This window comes from Bradyrhizobium sp. WSM4874, from assembly GCF_055811835.1.
Window position 1 is genome coordinate 25,556 of record NZ_JBVVPR010000056.1, and the last position, 15,804, is coordinate 41,359.

Here is a 15,804-nt window from a genome sequence, read left to right on the forward strand (position 1 = left end):
TCGATCGGGCTTCCTTGGTTCTGGTGCGGCCTTCTACGATCAACCCGCAAGGGGTTCGCTACGCAAGCGTGCGACCTCTTCGGCTTCGCCTCTCGAGGTGACCGCGACCGCCCCCGAACACGTCGGCGCCTGTCGAGCGGGGATGGTCCCCGCCGCAAGACGGGAGCCTTTCAATGTCGCACAATCTCACCCTCGCTCTGAACCACGCCTTCGATCTGGCCCGCACGCTGGTGGTGCCGGTCATCCTTTTCCAGCCTGAGAGCGAATTCGGTGTGATGGTCTCCAGCGAATACCACGGGAATCAGGATGCGATCGTCCATGAATACGACCCCTGGTGCCCGGCTCATCGAGCCGGGTGACCGGCTGCCGCTGGCGCCTTGCCGGCTGCAAGGGAAGCTTCGCCGCGCCCACCTAGCTGACAAATTCGACAGCTTGTCCGCGCGCCCTTGCCTCCGGCAGGCTTCGCGGCCGGTCGGGGGGACGTGCCGCAAGGCTAGGAACAAGTGAGACCAACAGAAGAGGGCCGGACGTCGCCTGCGCGACCCGGTGCAGATAAATGGACAAGCAAGAAATTGAAGAGCTGCGTAAAAAGGTTGGTTGCGCAGCCCTGCTCGAGAAAGACGGCTGGAAGGTCGACGTCAAGGAAAGCACCCGGCGGGCGATCAAGTATCGCCGCGACACCAACATCATCATCGTCATCCACCAGGGCCGCGGCTGGTTCGATCCATTGTCGCCGGCGAAAGGGGACGTGTTTTCGCTAGCCGAACACCTCGGTGCTGGTGGTTTTGTCGAGGCGTGCGGCCGTGTTGCGGATGTGGTTGGCTTCGTTCCTGCGGCACCAGCGTGGCAGCGCCCGGCAAGGGCCAAGGCCCTTGCGTCGATTGTAGAGCGGTGGGGATATCGTGTCACGCTGCGGCCCGGCTCGCCAGCTTGGCGCTATCTTACCGGCGAGCGCGGACTGCCGGCGGACATCGTGAAGCAGACGGTCGCTAGCGACCTGTTGAGAGAGGGCCCCCTAGGCAGCATGTGGGCGGCGCACAGCAATTCTGCTGGAGCGCTCACAGGTTGGGAGGAGCGTGGACCGTCGTGGCGGGGCTTCGCCACGGACGGCAGCAAGGAGCTCTTTCGCTTCGGGTCGGAGGGGGCCGAGCGGATCTGTATCACCGAGGCCGCCATAGATGCGATGAGCCTCGCCGCAATCGAGGTCCTGCGGCCTGACACCCTTTATGTCAGCACCGGCGGCGGTTGGTCGCCCGCGACCGATGACGCCATCCGCGGCTTGGCCAAGCGCGCCAACGCTTGGCTCGTGGCAGCAACCGACAACAATCGGCAAGGCGACATATACGCCGACCGTGTCAGTACCATCGCCGCAGATGCAAGTGCCCGGTATGCCCGTTTGCGGCCGCGCGCCGGCGACTGGAATGAGGATTTGAGCGCCTGACGTCTAACTGATGCGGCTCGCCAGGGTGACGCGCCGGCTGCGTGGGGGCCGCGCCAAGGCCTTCAAATGAGTGGGGTCTCTGACGCCCTGGCGTTGAGCGAAGGAAGAGGGGATCGAACAATGAAGGTGGGAAGATGAAATGGGAATGCAGCGCTGCCGCATGCCCGGCCGGCGCGTCAAGGGTGAAGCTTCGCCCGCGTTCCGCGGCCCTTGACCCGCCGGACCTTCGATGCGGCCGGCGGGGGAGGTGTGATGAAGGACTGAAGTGACGAAGGGATCAGGCGGATCGCTCGCGCTGTCAGTCCGGCCAGGCCGAGAGGAGCCGCCCATGCACACCTCCCCCAGCATCCGCAAAGTCTTCGAAGGCGTTGCGACGCGCCATGAGATGCACCGCTTGTTCAACCGCCATCGTGGTGACCCCGCGATGGCCGAAGGTGAAGGCCAGCATCTCTTCGCCGGCGAGTGGTTTGAGATCAACGAGCGGGAGCACGACTACATGCTCGAGATCCTGCCCCCGCTGTTCATGCGCGCCGACATGTTCGCGATGCGCGAATTCATGACGGGCAGCATCACCAGTATCTTCTTCACGCTTGCCATCGACGGAAAGCGGCGCTGGTTCCATGGCTATTGCGATCTTTCAGATCGGCTGTCGCCGGAGCGGATGAAGGCGGCGATCATCGAGCGCGAGTCACGGCCCATGCGCGCGATGACGCGCGACGAGCGGCTCGACCACATCTGGTCGAGCACGCATGACGATTATCGCGGCTATGCTGGCGAGCGCTGGCCGCAGGCCATGCGCGGCCGCCGCACTGTACTCGTCTATGCCGGCCAGAGCGGCACGGTCCTGAAGCTCCTCGACGACCTCACCGAGGCAGAGATCGCGGCCAAGCTGCCGGTGCAGTTCCGCCATCTGCTGGAGACGGCCGCGGCCTAGCCCGACCTTACCTGCCCGCCCCGCGGCAGCCCGGCCTCGCGCCGGGCGTCGCATTTCAGCACCCGGCCCGGGCGGGCCCACTCATCAACTCTCGCAACTCCGTGCCGTCCGTCGCAGGGACCGCTGCGGCTTTCTGTAGCGCTGCCGAAGGGAAGGTTTTTTGGTCTAGGTCGGCTCCGGGCCACAAGCGGCCTTTCGGCAGCCCGGCTGCTTACTTCCGTTTGAGTATCGGGAGCGGACATCACCCGCGCTGGTCGGGAGGTCCGAGATGGGCCAACAACGGACTTGCTCTTCTCGCAGAGAGCAAATCCATTCAGTCACGTCGTCTACGCGGATGCGCAAAGGAGGGTGGCACGGCGAGGCGGAGCGCCTTCGCTGTCTTCATTGGTGATCACTAGCTCAAACTTGGCGGGCTGCTCTACCGACAGGTCGGAAAGCTTGGTGCCTCTGAGGATCTTCTCCACGTAGCCCCCTGCACGAACACACAAATCCGCTATGTCAAAGCCGTACGAAATCGACCCGCCAGCGGTCGCGAATAGCCGGAATAGATAACTTCGCGGGCAGACGATGCTTCGCCGCGAGCGACGTTAGTTTACGTACGCTTTCCGAAAGACGCCGACGAGGACGTGACGTTGACCGCCCTATCCATCGCAGCCTCCATCCGCACTTTGTCAGCACTTTGCCGCTCTGCAATTTGAGCTGTCCGTGCAGCCCCGCGGCTCTGGGCCAGTTCCCGGCTCAAGACTTCAGTTTTCAGAATGCTGAAGGTTTTGAAGTCGGAGCTTGCCAAGAGTACTCGGCCATCCTTGAATTCGGCCTGAAACACAACGTCCGATTTCCGGTCTGAGCTTGCCAGCACTCCAGCAGCGGCCCCAGCTACGCCAAGCAAAGCTGCGCCAACGATACCGCCTACGACAGCACCAGTGGATCTGCCGACCTGATCCTGAAGCAGGATCTCCACGCTGACCAAGTCTTCGAGCGAAATTCGCTTTGAGAACCAGTCACCCGCTGCTTTGATATCGATTGCAAAATGCTTGCCGCGAAAAAAGTCATATAAAACGGTAGCTTTACGACCCGTAAAATCGCCGCCGCGAATGTTGATGATCCTACCCATGCAGCAAGCATACCATTATGCCTTTGCCCAATTGTTAATTTAGGTCGGCGAATTGTCGCCATTGCCGGTTGCGTCGGGCCACGATCGCCTTCGGCGATAGTGTCCAAATGCCCACGACGCGTCTCCTCAACGAAGCGTCTCATCAGGTCCGCCAGATCAAACCGAGAAGCGGCCGTTCATGTCGGTTTGGGGTCAGAAGGCGAAATGCTGATCTCGCCTACCTTGGTCTGCTTTACCCCGAGAAGCGGCGCTTATTGAGCGCGCGCCCAAGACCCGCTCCTGACGACCAGGAGCGCGCGCATCGCACGGACGAATGTCCCACTCCGGCCCGATCGGTCGTCCGGGGAAGCGGCATGGCGCGGCGGCATGGCGGGACCCCGCCTGAATTCCCGGCGCGCTTGAGCGAACGTCGCGAGCATGGCGCCACGACGGCGGTCTGGCTGGAGGACTTTCCGGCATCGTCAACCCGGCCCCAACCCTGTCGCCTCCCCTCGGGTTTGCTGCGGTCTGCGCCCCCGGCGGTCCGCTTCAAGGCCAAGTCGCAAGCGACCGGAGACCGCCGATCTCGGCAAGGCCCGGCCGCGTCCGGCGCAGGGCCCAGCAGCGTGGCCCCGCTTGTCCGCAACCGAACCTCGCTCGCCTGGCGGTCCCCGGACCTTGAAGCGGCCCTCATCCCGGCGGCGCTGGGCGACCGCACCCGAAGGGAGAGCCGGCAGGGGCCGGACCGAAGCCGACGGCGAAACCAGAAAAGGACTTCACCATGACCAAGACCGCTCGCGCACCCCGCACCAACGCCCGCGTCGTCCCGCTTCGCCGCGGCACCACCATCGAAATGGTCCGGCTCGTTTGCCCGGACGCAGCCCAGGCCACCCGCATCGCCGAGAGCTTCGGCCTCCCCGTCCTCGACAGCGACGCCATCTGCGACCTGCATCAGCGGCTCATCAGCGAGACCGCCGACGCGCTCGGCGAAGGCGTCAACGAACGCGCCATGCAGATCCATCTGCAGCGAATCGTCGGCTCCTATGTCGGCTCAGCCCACGGCGCTGGGCAGTTCTACAGCCGCGCCGTCACCGAAGCGCGCGAGGCGACGGCAAAGCTCGCCAACGACACGCGCGACGAGGACCTCGACGGACCTGTCGGGTTCGAATCCACGGCCCAGCGCAAGCGCGAATTCGCCGCCGAGGTCGCTGTTCAGGCACACGCACTGCGCATGGCGGCCGAAGGCGCCGCCGCAGCCTACGAGCACGTCGTCGGCGAGAGCTGGAAGCCATTCGAGCGCCAGCCCGACCAGCCGGGCGAAACCGTCAGCCGCAAGGCGGCCGAGGTTCAGATGGCGGCGTTCGGGTGACGCCGCCGGCGGGGCTTCGGCCCCGCCATTCTCTTTCACGATCGGATATCGGCCGGTCCCTGCGGGCCAGCCTTTTTCATGTCGCACGGCGCGGCGGCGCAAACGAGCAAAGAGAAATTATCCGGGATGGAGCGCACGTTGCGGCCCGTACCGGCTTTCGGTCGATGCTCCGGCCGGCGCGGCAGCGCAACGGCTTTGCCGTCCTCCACTGCGTTCCGGTCCGGTGTCTCTCCCCTCAGCCCGACCATCAGCGTCACCGGATGCGCGACCCCGCAGGCCTTCGCAGCGGACCGCCGTGACGGGCCGCGACGGGCGCGGCCTCCAACGGAGGTTAGGATCATGACTGGTAAGGAAACCAAACCCCGCGCCGACATCTATGCGCGGATCACCGATCGCATCGTCGCAGACCTTGAGCGCGGTGTGTGTCCGTGGGTCAAGCCATGGAATGCGGCCAACGCGGATGGGCGCGTCACGCGCCCGCTGCGTCACAACGGCATGCCCTACCAGGGCATCAACGTCGTGCTGCTGTGGTCGGAAGCCGTCGCGCGCGGCTTCACGTCGGCGATCTGGATGACGTTCAAGCAGGCGCTCGAACTCGGCGGCCATATCCGCAAGGGCGAGACCGGAACGATGGTGGTCTACGCCAACAAGATCACCAAGACCGAGACCGACGAGCATGGCGACGACGTCGAACGGGCCGTTCCGTTCCTGCGCGCCTACACCGTGTTTTGCGTCGATCAGATCGACGACCTGCCGGATCAATATTACGGGCGCCCGGCGCCGACCATCGCGCCGGCGCAGCGCATCGCGCATGTGGACGCCTTCTTCGCCAACACCGGCGCGACCATCCGGCATGGCGGTGACAAGGCTTTCTTCGCACCATCGCTCGACATCATCCAGATGCCGCCGTTCGAAAGTTTCCGTGACGCCGAGAGCTATGCCGCCACGCTCGCGCATGAATGCGTGCATTGGACTGCGCCGGCGCATCGCGTCAATCGCGATCTCAGCCGCTACGCAAAGGATCGCAGCGAGCGCGCCCGTGAAGAGCTGGTTGCGGAACTTGGCGCGTGCTTCCTCAGCGCGGACCTTGGTATCGTGCCCGAACTCGAGCCGCGTGCCGATCATGCGAGTTACCTTGCATCGTGGTTGGAGGTGCTAGCCAACGACAGGCGCTTCATCTTTAGCGCGGCCGCCCACGCTCAGCGGGCAGTCACCTATCTGCACGATCTTCAACCCAAGCCGGCCGAGATCGACCAAGCGGCATGAGGTGCAACGATCCGTCTCTCGGCCGCTTGCGCTCATCGTTCACCTTTCTAGACAACGACGAAGGCCTCATCTCACGGGCTTTTCTTTTGTGCGTCGCCATGCCTGTGCCGGCGACTGGAGAGGCGGTGCTTCCCATCCCGACGGCGTAGGCGAGATGCGCCGGGTGGGTTCTTGGTGCTTCCGAGATGCCCGTCTGTTTCTGGGCGCGCGTCTTTCCGAAGCCGCAGAAGGCTGGTGTCATCACAATACGACAGTCCGGAGTTGGTTATTGCGTCCGCTGGACTGGCGGAAAGCTTACGCGGCGCACGCGAGTGCTTTCACCAATGCGCCCGTCGTCGTGCGGTGTGGCTTGCCTGTCGCTCAGTCGTATCCTCATCGTTCGGCCTGTCGCGCCCAATGCGTCCTCGATTTGGCATGTCTAACCGAAGGCCGTCGTCGCTGCGCTCCGCCTCGATCAAAAGACCGCAACGGCCGTTCTCGGCTTTCTTCCCCTGGCCGCTGCGCGCCCATTCCTCGCGAGACAAGAAAGCCTCGCCCTGGCCGCCCTCTACTGCGTGGCGGCCCTTCGGGTGCGGCCCGATCGCCTCCGGTCAACGACAGCCATCGAGGTCGCGATGGTCGCGGCCCGAGAACGAAAGAGGACACGAACATGGCTACCATCGGCAACTTCACCGTCAACGGCAACGGCTTCGTCGGTACCGTCAAGACCCTCGCTCTAGGCACCGTCAAGACCAAGATCGTTCCGGCCGAACGCTCTTCAGACAAGGCCCCGGACTACCGCATCTTCGCGGGCGCGAACATCGAGTTCGGCGCCATGTGGAAGAAGAAGTCCCAGGACACGGGCCGCGAGTACCACTCGGTCAAGCTGGACGACCCGAGCTTCCCGGCTCCGATCTACGCGACGCTGGTCGAGGTCGAAGGCGAGGAAGGCCGCTCGCTCATCTGGTCTCGCCCGAGTCGCGACTGAGACGCCGCGCAGGTGGCCCCGCCGCGAGGCGGGGCCTTCACCCGTAGGCGGAAAGGAGAAATGATTTTGAACGCGCGCGTAAAGTCGACAAGCGCTGCGTCATCGTGCCGCCTATCCCTTCATGGATAGCTGATGGGGAGGCCGGAAGGGCCTCGTCGGCAGTCACACCGCATCACCTGCGGCCCGTGGCGACGGCCCACTACGCTCATCCAAATAGCCGGGCCAGCGCATTCGATTGCTCGGCGAATTTTCGGGCGTTGGTCTTCCGAAGCCGTTCCAAGTTTTGCAGCTTCCATCGCAGGCCGGGAAGCTGCTCCAAGTGCGGCACGCCCAGTAGCGACCATTCGGGCTCTGCGGCAACCAGCGACAGCAGGAAGCGGCGCTCATCGCCGTTCAGACCTTGCTGCAGTTCGCGCATCATTCGCTCGCGCGCTGCCAAGAGCGCGTCGAGTTCAACGGGCTCGGTGGTCATGCCCGCGAAATTGTCTTCGAACTCCTGGCGGAGATCCCGCAGCGATGGAAACAGGACCTCGTGCACCGGCCGGTTATGGCTCGCAAGATAGACGACGAAAGCGCGGCGAATGCCGGCCGTGATTCCCTCGTGCGCGAACAGCTGCGTGACGTCGAACAAGTCGCGGGGATGCTGGCGGTCCATCGCCGCAACCAGTTTGCCGCCGTAGACATCTTCGAACGACGCCACCGGGATTTCGAGATCCGCCTGCAGCGTGTCGCGCGCGGCCTCTGTCAGCGACGCCATGTGCACCGGATGGACGGTGCCGCGCATGACGAAGTTGACCTCGATCTTGACCTCAATGCCGCCTCGCCGCACCATCAGCTTGGTCTCGCCGGATTCCGTCGCGGCCGGCGCATGGGTCAGAAACCTCTGCTTCTGCAGGCGCGCGGCCGACTGACGGATGGCCTCGTTGATGCGCCGCAGCGCCTGCTCGCGCGGCAGTGTGTGGTCGGGAAACACCAGATCGAGATCGACCGAGAGCCGCGGCATGTCGCGCACGAACAGGTTGATCGCAGTGCCGCCCTTGAGTGCGAACGTATCGTCGACGAGCACCAGCGGCGCCACGCGCGTCAGCAACCGCGCGCTGTCGAGGTAGACCTGGTTCATGGCTTCAGCACCAGGAGCCCATCACCGGAGCGGGACACCCAGGCCCTGTCGCTGCCCTTGGGCAGTTGAGACGGATCGAGCTTGCTGGCCCAGGGCTGAGAGAGTTCGCGGCCAAGCTGCAGGCACAGGCGCACGGTCTTGACGCTGGTGCAGCGCTTGAGCAGGTCTCGCAGCAGATCGGCACGCAGGCTGTAAGTGCTTTCGACCAGCTCGCGCGCTTCTTGCAGCGGCTGCCGGACGCCGACTTCGCTCAGCACCTCCAGCAATGCGCGTTCCGGCGCCGAGACGAGCGGGCCGCCCTTGCGGCTCTCGAAGGGCCGGACATGAAGCAGCGCGCCGGGTTCTTCCTTGAAGAGTCGCTTGCGGTGGTACTCGGCCGGGAAGCGCTGGGTGAACCACTCCGGAAGGCGTCCGGCTTTCCAGCCGTATAGATGGAGGACGGGCCGCTGGGAGACGTACTGGCGGATGCCGTGCCAGTCGAAGGCCGACTTACCGCCGACATGCAATCCTTCGAAGCTCCGCTGCAGCAGGACGAGGCTCGGGTGCAAAGTGGGCGGATCGTTTGGCCGGCAATAGACGCCGCGTGCCAACCGTTGCAACCAGCCGGCACGGACATAGTGGACGGCAAGGTCAGCCGATATCCCGAGGGCGGCGAGGTCACCGGAGGTCAGCGGCGCCCCCGGCGCCAAGCGGGTATAGAGCCTGTTTAGCTTGTTTCTGTGGGTCGTAGCCATGTTACGATAATAAGAATATTGTCAAATTCCGCAAGCTTGAATTGGAAGGCAAAGTCGTAGTCAGGCTACGATAACCCGCATTAAGCTAAGAAGACCCCAAGATCGGCCGGGAACTCGTCAGCTACGGTTCGCTATGCTCGGTGATACCCGCCAGACACCACGTGGTGCGCAATTCGGGTCTACTCACCGGTGCACGAAGGCGCCTACTCTCCGCTGACAAGAAACCTTGCCGGCGAATACACCCCATGCAGAAGTCAGCGCCCGATCTTGATGTCGCCGATGCCGCGCCGACCGCGCCGATTCTGACCGGCTATGACGAGCAGCACCTGGTCACCTATCTCCGTCTGCTCGACGCCGCAGCCGATGGCGCCGACTGGAAATACGTCGCGCGGACCGTGCTGCATATTGACGTCGCGCGCGAGCCGGATCGGGCGCGCCGGGCGTGGGAAACCCATCTCGCCCGTGCCCGCTGGATCACCGCGCATGCCTACCGGGATCTGCTGCGGGGCGGGGCACCGCACTGAGGGCGCCTACAGAATCCCCCAGGCCCGATATCGTCCCCTGCCGGTCACCTCCCGCAGGTCAAGCTCGCCGACCAGGTCCTGAGCGGCGCGCGGCGTGATCCTAAGCTCCTTCGCGATCATACCGGCCGAGGCGATCGGCCGGGTCAACATATAGTCGAGCAGCCCGGGCAGTTTTGACGTGGCGCGACGGCCGGCGAGTTTTCGGGCGAGCAGGGTTCGCTGGTTAAGCCAGCGGTCGTGGTCCTTGAGACCGGACGCCGCGGCAGCGGTGATGGCCTCGAGTTGCACGGCGAGTCGCGCCGCCGCGTCGCGCGGCCGCCGGCGTTCGCGGGGGATGGCCTTCAGCCCGTCATGCAGGCAGGGCAGATGCCAGCGGGTCTTGGCCCGCGCGCGCAACACGCTGGCTGCCAGCAACCGGCCGAGCCAAGGCGTGTGCTGCAGCGGGGCGATGGCGTCCCAGGCGTCGGTCGCAAGCGCGGCCGCGAGCGTCGGCGGCAGTGTGCGGGCCTGCTCGACCACGGCGCGCCATTCGTCGAGGCGCGCGTCCTCGTCCCAGTCGGGGTCGTAGACCAGCGGGTCCCGCTCGGACTGGGTGCGGCTCCCGCCGGCGAGTGTCCGCTCCGCCTTGGCATTCGCGGCGTCCACCGCGGCGCAGGCGGCGGCCAGGTGCGGGTCGGACACGATGCCGCCAAGCGGCGTGTCGAGATCAGCGTCTCCGCTATCATCGCTGCCGACGAAGCCTCGCTCCGCTTCCTTCCGGGTGCCCCTCCCCGCCTCCCACTCGCCCTGCCCGCTACGGCCGCGCAGGCTGTCGAGCCCCGCCGGCGATGGTGCCCAATCCGGCTTCGCGTCGGCGATGCGGCGCCGGGCGCGCAGCACGGCGTGAGCGCGGGTGAGTTCGTGGGTCGGGGCACGGATGTCCATGCCGGCGTCGTGGAGAACCAGATCTTCGAGATGGACCAGCTCGCCTTCCAGCCACAGGCTGGCGCAGGCGTCAGTATAATGTGTCCGCGCAATCCAGCCGTCGCGGATCGGGCTCTTGGCCAAGCGTTCGTCGAGCCGGGCAAGCGCGTCCTCGGCGATGGCGAGCGGGCCGGCTAGCTGAGCCCAAGGCAGTGGATCGGAGATTGAGTAACCGTTTTGCAAGGTCTTGATAACCTTAACAGGAATCGTTCAAACGGAACCTATCACGGGAATAACTTCGGTCATAGCGACAGGCTGGTTCCCCGTGGGCGCTCGCTGTCAATAACCACTGCTTATCGATTAAGCAGACCGTTAAAGCGCATCAGCGATCCGAGAGCCGCAGCCCGGTAAACTCCCCTGCCCTGGTCCGGACAAGCCCCCTCCTTTCCGCGCGCCGCGGCCGCCCCAGCCGGGTCGCCTAGGCGGCTTCGATATCGGTTTGCGGAAAGTCACCGCCCTTGAACATCAAGGGCTGCCCCAGATGGCGGGCGCAAGCGTAGGCAAAACAGTCCCCGAAATTGAGGCTCGCCGGATGCCGGCCCTTGCCGAATCGGTTGAAGGCGTCGAGCGCGAGCCTTGCCGTTTCAGACGGCACTGCGACTACGGCGATCTCCATCAGCGCCAAATACTCATCGACCGCTTCGGCGGCGGCGCTGACCGAAAGATCCAGCACGCGCGCGACCGCGACCGCCGCCTCCCATACCGCCAACGGTGACGTCAGACGCGTTCCGGTCTGCTGCAGGCGAGCCAAAAGCTCGCGTGCCTCCTCCTCGTCGGTCAGGAGCGCAGTCAAAGCCGAAGCGTCAATGAACATTAGGTGTCCTCATACAAGCTGTCGCGGAACGCCTTGTCGGCGGGCTGTCCCTTGGCGGCGTCGCCTTTCGCGCGTAGATCCCGGCAGAACTGGACGCCAAGGTCGACCAAAGACGGCTTGCCCTGCTCGCGCTCGAGCTCGTGGGCGAGCGCCACATGCACTGCTTCGGTGAGGCCGAGTTTTTTTAGCGAGGCCACCTTGCGAGCGAGCGCGTCGGTCTCCGGGTTCTTGATGTGGAAGGCCATGGCGCGCTCCTCTAGACCGCATCGTGTATACCTATATATCGTCAAGGATACACCAATGGGAAGGGCCGGCCTCGTCGTTTGCGCCCCTAAGACGTGCGGCCTTCGTGAGGGCAACTTTTATGGTTAGTTGTCTATGAACGCCTGCCCTCTCCGTCTCCCGGATGCTACTTCCCTCAGGGCTATCCTCGCAGATCATCTGGCCGTCGGGACAATAACGACCATCCCACCCTCGCCGCTCCTTCCTCGCTTTGAATTCTGCGCGGCGCGGATCGACGTCGACTACCGATGGGATACCGATCGCGACTCGACTAGTGCGACGCGCCTTGGCGAATTGAAGCGACGGATGACCGCAGGGCACAAATTGTTGTCAGCTGACAACATCCCATCCTTGGCAGGGCCCTGTTGTCAGCTGACAACAATCGCCCGGGGGTCGCTACTGTCTGCCATGATCCAGCGGCGTCCATCGGGCGGATCGGCTTCGTTCGAGAGCCACCCCAGCTCGATATCCCATCGGGAGACCGTATTCGTTCGGCGGCCTTGCCGCTCGCCAAAGGAGCACCCCCCACGCCGGACGCCTTCCGATCAACCTCCATTAGACCGGGCATTCAACCGCGAGCTCGGCCTGAACCCGCCTAAAGGCCTGAATGCCTTCGCCTGCTTGGGCCCACACGCCGGTCTATTGTTGCGCCGGTCGAAACGAGTCCAACAGGAGGTCCCAGCGTGGCGATACGATGCGGGCTTTCGAGGAATCGTCCATCTCTGGAACCCCGGGCGACTCGGCGAGCTTTGCCGCGAATGGATCTGAAGGCCGGCGTCGAGCTTCCCGGCTCGAGATTGATCTGGCCGGCCGAGGTGACGGCCCGTTGCCGTTACTTCGCCGGACCGCACGCGCCCCGATCGAGCGATGATTGATGAGCTGCGGCACTCCAGCATCGGTTGGAAGGGCAGGAGGTCCGTTGCAGCGCCGCGCCCTGGGGTCGATGTCGCGGCTGGCGATCCGTCGGTGTGGCCACACGGCAGTGCAAGAGAGGAGCCAGCGTCGATGACCTGGGATGTGTCTGGTCGGTTGCGACCTGTTCGTCCCGGCCGGCCGGTGGCCCCCCTGCGACAGTGCGACTCTTCTGCTTTTTGGGCGAGCTGCGGCGCAGCGAAGTGACGCGCCAGCCCCCGATCGACACCGGGAAGGTGCGGCGCGGCACCCATCCAAGCGAGATGACATCGTCGCTTTACGCTGTCTCGCCATCCACCTCAGGCGTCTGAGGCCATTGTCGTGAACGAGGCGGGGAGGGTGCTTCTCGCGGGACTGCGGCGCCAGGCGTCGGGCGAATGGCAGGCGGGAGCCGACGCTACGTGGCGGCGCGATTCTCTAGATTTCGCCGTACAGGGCCTGAGATCAGAGCACTCAACGGAGGCTACGCACCGGGGCGTGTCCCGTTGCCCGGGTTCCAGCTGTGGCAGCACCGTTCAGCGCAGCGGTTGGCGAGCTACAAAATGAAGCTCTGGGGGACTCGTGAAAGCGAGCCGACTCACGCCATAGTCGAGGTTTATCCCATTCGCTGAAGCCGTTGTTGTCAGCTGACAACAGCAGGGCGCACCAAAAAAGGCCCTGCGGCCGTTTGGCGCGTCATCACGCGTTAATAGCTCGTTAACCCTTTAATTCTTGCTCAAATCACAGAATCGTGGCCATCTCTCAAGACGGGGATTAGGCGTCTGACGAGCAGAAACCGTCTTGAGAAGGCAAATGGCGATCTTAGCGGAAGATTCGGCTACCATGAGCGAGACTGCGTCTGCGCGGATCACTCGGCACGCGGGCATTCTTTCCGGCCAGCTTCGCTCGCTCGCGACGACTCTTTTCCCGCCTTCGGCGAGCAAGTCGCTCCGGTCGTTCACCTCTGGAGAGGTTGCGCGAATTGCGGGCGTGTCCGATGGGTACCTTCGGCAGCTCTCTCTTGACGGACTTGGACCGACCCCAGCGACAGGAACCGGGGGGCGACGGTCTTACACTCTGGGTCAGATTCATGAGTTGCGCGAGTATTTAGCCACTGCGCGGCCGCGCGAAGCAATGGAATTCCTTCCGCGCCGGCGCCCAGGCGACAAGCTCCAAATCATCACCGTCGCAAACTTCAAAGGCGGCTCCGCCAAGACGACGACGGCATTGTATCTGTCGCAATACCTCGCCCTTGCCGGCTTTCGAGTCCTCGCGATTGACCTCGATCCGCAAGCTTCGCTTTCAGCAATGTTCGGGTACCAACCCGAGTTTGACATTGGGGCGAACGAAACCCTGTACGGGGCCATCCGATATGACGAACACCGCCGGCCACTGCGCGAGATTGTCCGGCCGACCTATTTTGACGGGATAGGGCTCGTTCCAGGCAATCTCGAGCTTATGGAGTTTGAGCACACTACGCCTCGAGCAATGGTCGAGCGGCGAGAACGCGGACACGACCTGTTCTTTCGCCGGGTCGCCAGTGCCATCGACCAGGTTGCAGACGAATACGACGTCGTTGTTATCGACTGCCCACCCCAACTTGGTTACCTGACCATGGGCGCGCTAAACGCGGCGACCGCTATGCTCGTGACCATCCATCCGCAGATGGTCGATGTCGCATCCATGAGCCAATTTCTCCTCATGACGTCCGACCTCATGTCCGTCATCGAAGAAGCTGGCGGGAGACTCGATCACGATTTCATCCGGTACGTCATCACGCGTCACGATCCCAATGACGTGCCCGAAGCTCAAATCGTGGCTCTCCTCCGCACCCTCTTTGGTTCGGATGTACTCCAGGCGACTGTGTGGAAATCGACCGCCATCGCCAATGCTGGTCTCACGAAGCAATCACTTTATGAGCTGGAGCGCGGCGCCGTAGGGCGGGGCGCCTACGACCGGGCATTAGAATCGGTCGACGCGGTCAATGCCGAAATCGCGCAACTTCTTAAGAAGGTGTGGGGTCGATGAGCAAACGTACTGACACGATCAAGAGCCTTTTCACGGCCCCGCAATCAAGTGCGTTGTCAGCTGACAACATGCCCCCTGCCTTGCCGCGGGTCTCGTCGGGCTCGGTTCGCTCGTTGAAAGACTCTTTCTCTGAGGTCGAGAAAGAGAACGAGGAGCTTCGCGAAAAAATTGCATCTGGGGCTGTGATACTTGAAATCGACCCTTCGCTCGTCGATCCGTCACCGCTGGCCGACCGTTTTCGCGATCAGGATGATAGCTCGTTCGAAGCGCTCAAACAGTCGATCGCACAGCGTGGCCAAGAGGTGCCTATTCTCGTTCGGGAGCATCCTGAAGCGAAAGGGCGTTATCAGAGCGCCTATGGTCATCGCCGCGTCCGCGCCACGCGCGAACTAGGTATTTCCGTCAAAGCGATTCTGCGATCGTTGTCAGATGAAGCGCTTGTCGTGGCGCAAGGACTCGAGAACGCACCGCGCGAAGATTTGAGTTTCATTGAGCGCGCCAGCTTCGCGATGCATATCGAGGATGCCGGGCATAGCCGCTCAATCGTGCAAGATGCGTTGTCGGTCGATCGGGCGGAGGCCTCGAAACTTCTTGCCGTGGCTCGATCGGTTCCTGCCGAGGTCATTCAAGCAATCGGGAAAGCTCCGAAAGTTGGCCGCGGCCGTTGGCAGTCATTCGCTGAATTGATCAAGGATTCCGCGGCGCTCAAACGGGTCAAGGCGGCGATCGCCGAACCTAAATTTGCAGAGCACGAAACCGACGCACGATTTCTTGCAGCATTCTCCGCGGCAACCCGTCCATCTCGCGGGGAGCCCTCGAAAGGGTCGGAAGAGAAGCCAATCTTTTCCGCATCCGGCAACAAGATTGCGCACGTGCGTCACGCCGAGCGTGAGTTGAAGCTTACTCTCGACAAAAACGTCTCGGCGACATTCGCAGCGTTTCTTGTCGACCAACTTCCGGCGCTGTTCGACGCCTTTTCCAAAACGAGCAGTGGTCAGGAAAGTAACGAGGCCTGACGGCCTCGTCCCGTAAACACGAACCAGGAGCAGACGAGGCAAAAGAAAAAGGCCCCCGAAACGGAGTTCCGGAAGCCCTTCTCTTCAAGTTTGGCGACTGACAGAGAATCACTTTCGCGAATCGCAGTCAAGAGTTTCTACGCGATTTTATCGTCGTTTCGGCGAGCGGATTTTCTTTGCCCAACTGAGGCAAAGACATGCAGTCACACTCTCCAACGACGCCCTTTGGGCGGCGATCGCTGACGCTTGCCCATGTGGCAAGCCAGATGGTCGCAACCGAACGTCCTCCCGAAAAGATCGTGCACAAATGGAAGATCTTCCACGCCATCTGCACGGCACGGCCGCGCCTTGGGGTGTCGGAG

The 15,804-nt window shown here is 63.4% G+C and carries 18 protein-coding genes; 10 read left to right on the forward strand and 8 right to left on the reverse strand.

Annotated elements, in window-relative coordinates; all coding sequences use genetic code 11:
- The first annotated feature begins 173 nt into the window (after positions 1–173).
- From AC0L3P_RS34995 to AC0L3P_RS35005, 3 genes are all read left to right on the forward strand, one after another.
- Positions 174–359 carry a hypothetical protein gene (locus tag AC0L3P_RS34995; protein ID WP_473308768.1) on the forward strand — a complete coding sequence of 62 codons (186 nt, stop codon included), beginning with the start codon at positions 174–176 and terminating at the stop codon, positions 357–359.
- 197 nt (positions 360–556) lie between these two features.
- Positions 557–1,441 (forward strand): DUF3991 and toprim domain-containing protein, encoded by an 885-nt coding sequence (locus AC0L3P_RS35000; RefSeq protein WP_473308769.1) that lies wholly within the window; start codon positions 557–559, stop codon positions 1,439–1,441.
- Positions 1,442–1,769: 328 nt separating this feature from the next.
- Positions 1,770–2,375 (forward strand): DUF1419 domain-containing protein, encoded by a 606-nt coding sequence (locus AC0L3P_RS35005; RefSeq protein ID WP_473308770.1) that lies wholly within the window; start codon positions 1,770–1,772, stop codon positions 2,373–2,375.
- A gap of 326 nt (positions 2,376–2,701) precedes the next feature.
- Here the strand turns inward: AC0L3P_RS35005 and AC0L3P_RS35010 are convergent, their stop codons facing one another.
- Together AC0L3P_RS35010 and AC0L3P_RS35015 are read right to left on the reverse strand one after the other, a co-directional pair.
- Positions 2,702–2,863 carry a hypothetical protein gene (locus AC0L3P_RS35010; RefSeq protein ID WP_473308771.1) on the reverse strand — a complete coding sequence of 54 codons (162 nt, stop codon included), beginning with the start codon at positions 2,861–2,863 and terminating at the stop codon, positions 2,702–2,704.
- A gap of 104 nt (positions 2,864–2,967) precedes the next feature.
- On the reverse strand, positions 2,968–3,489 hold the full coding sequence (locus AC0L3P_RS35015; protein ID WP_473308772.1) for a hypothetical protein: 522 nt from the start codon (positions 3,487–3,489) through the stop codon (positions 2,968–2,970).
- Between the two features lie 760 nt (positions 3,490–4,249).
- Between AC0L3P_RS35015 and AC0L3P_RS35020 the strand changes: the two genes are divergently transcribed.
- The gene (locus AC0L3P_RS35020) at positions 4,250–4,837 is read left to right on the forward strand and encodes a hypothetical protein (RefSeq protein WP_473308773.1); all 588 of its coding nucleotides are present in this window, start codon (positions 4,250–4,252) and stop codon (positions 4,835–4,837) included.
- A gap of 35 nt (positions 4,838–4,872) precedes the next feature.
- On the opposite strand, the gene AC0L3P_RS35025 is transcribed toward AC0L3P_RS35020, so the two are convergent.
- Positions 4,873–5,094: a hypothetical protein gene (locus tag AC0L3P_RS35025; RefSeq protein WP_473308774.1), complete on the reverse strand. Its 222-nt coding sequence runs from the start codon at positions 5,092–5,094 to the stop codon at positions 4,873–4,875.
- Between the two features lie 82 nt (positions 5,095–5,176).
- On the opposite strand from AC0L3P_RS35025, the gene AC0L3P_RS35030 reads away from it, so the two are divergent.
- Together AC0L3P_RS35030 and AC0L3P_RS35035 are read left to right on the forward strand one after the other, a co-directional pair.
- Positions 5,177–6,103, forward strand: coding sequence for an ArdC family protein (locus AC0L3P_RS35030; RefSeq protein WP_473308775.1), 927 nt, complete (start codon positions 5,177–5,179; stop codon positions 6,101–6,103).
- Between the two features lie 649 nt (positions 6,104–6,752).
- Positions 6,753–7,070: a DUF736 domain-containing protein gene (locus AC0L3P_RS35035; RefSeq protein ID WP_473308776.1), complete on the forward strand. Its 318-nt coding sequence runs from the start codon at positions 6,753–6,755 to the stop codon at positions 7,068–7,070.
- Positions 7,071–7,275: 205 nt separating this feature from the next.
- Here the strand turns inward: AC0L3P_RS35035 and AC0L3P_RS35040 are convergent, their stop codons facing one another.
- Both AC0L3P_RS35040 and AC0L3P_RS35045 read right to left on the reverse strand, forming a co-directional pair.
- The gene (locus AC0L3P_RS35040) at positions 7,276–8,190 is read right to left on the reverse strand and encodes a nucleotidyl transferase AbiEii/AbiGii toxin family protein (RefSeq protein WP_473308777.1); all 915 of its coding nucleotides are present in this window, start codon (positions 8,188–8,190) and stop codon (positions 7,276–7,278) included.
- Positions 8,187–8,924 (reverse strand): type IV toxin-antitoxin system AbiEi family antitoxin domain-containing protein, encoded by a 738-nt coding sequence (locus tag AC0L3P_RS35045; RefSeq protein ID WP_473308778.1) that lies wholly within the window; start codon positions 8,922–8,924, stop codon positions 8,187–8,189. Before AC0L3P_RS35045 ends, AC0L3P_RS35040 begins: the two co-directional genes overlap by 4 nt.
- Before the next feature lie 236 nt (positions 8,925–9,160).
- Between AC0L3P_RS35045 and AC0L3P_RS35050 the strand changes: the two genes are divergently transcribed.
- A complete protein-coding gene (locus AC0L3P_RS35050; RefSeq protein WP_473308784.1) occupies positions 9,161–9,448 on the forward strand; it encodes a DNA -binding domain-containing protein in 288 nt (95 codons plus the stop codon).
- A gap of 6 nt (positions 9,449–9,454) precedes the next feature.
- Here the strand turns inward: AC0L3P_RS35050 and AC0L3P_RS35055 are convergent, their stop codons facing one another.
- The 3 genes from AC0L3P_RS35055 to AC0L3P_RS35065 form a co-directional block, all read right to left on the reverse strand.
- Positions 9,455–10,594, reverse strand: a complete 1,140-nt coding sequence (locus tag AC0L3P_RS35055; RefSeq protein WP_473308779.1) for an RHE_PE00001 family protein — start codon at positions 10,592–10,594, stop codon at positions 9,455–9,457.
- A 235-nt stretch (positions 10,595–10,829) separates the two neighbouring features.
- The gene (locus AC0L3P_RS35060) at positions 10,830–11,225 is read right to left on the reverse strand and encodes a type II toxin-antitoxin system VapC family toxin (protein ID WP_473308780.1); all 396 of its coding nucleotides are present in this window, start codon (positions 11,223–11,225) and stop codon (positions 10,830–10,832) included.
- On the reverse strand, positions 11,225–11,470 hold the full coding sequence (locus tag AC0L3P_RS35065) for a type II toxin-antitoxin system VapB family antitoxin (protein WP_473308781.1): 246 nt from the start codon (positions 11,468–11,470) through the stop codon (positions 11,225–11,227). Before AC0L3P_RS35065 ends, AC0L3P_RS35060 begins: the two co-directional genes overlap by 1 nt.
- Before the next feature lie 1,741 nt (positions 11,471–13,211).
- Between AC0L3P_RS35065 and repA the strand changes: the two genes are divergently transcribed.
- From repA to AC0L3P_RS35080, 3 genes are all read left to right on the forward strand, one after another.
- Positions 13,212–14,426 carry a plasmid partitioning protein RepA gene (repA, locus tag AC0L3P_RS35070; protein WP_009859460.1) on the forward strand — a complete coding sequence of 405 codons (1,215 nt, stop codon included), beginning with the start codon at positions 13,212–13,214 and terminating at the stop codon, positions 14,424–14,426.
- A complete protein-coding gene (gene repB / locus AC0L3P_RS35075) occupies positions 14,423–15,442 on the forward strand; it encodes a plasmid partitioning protein RepB (protein WP_473308782.1) in 1,020 nt (339 codons plus the stop codon). The genes repA and repB overlap by 4 nt, the downstream gene beginning before the upstream one ends.
- 197 nt (positions 15,443–15,639) lie before the next feature.
- The coding region (locus AC0L3P_RS35080) for a helix-turn-helix domain-containing protein (protein WP_473308785.1) at positions 15,640–15,804 on the forward strand (165 nt) is incomplete at its 3' end.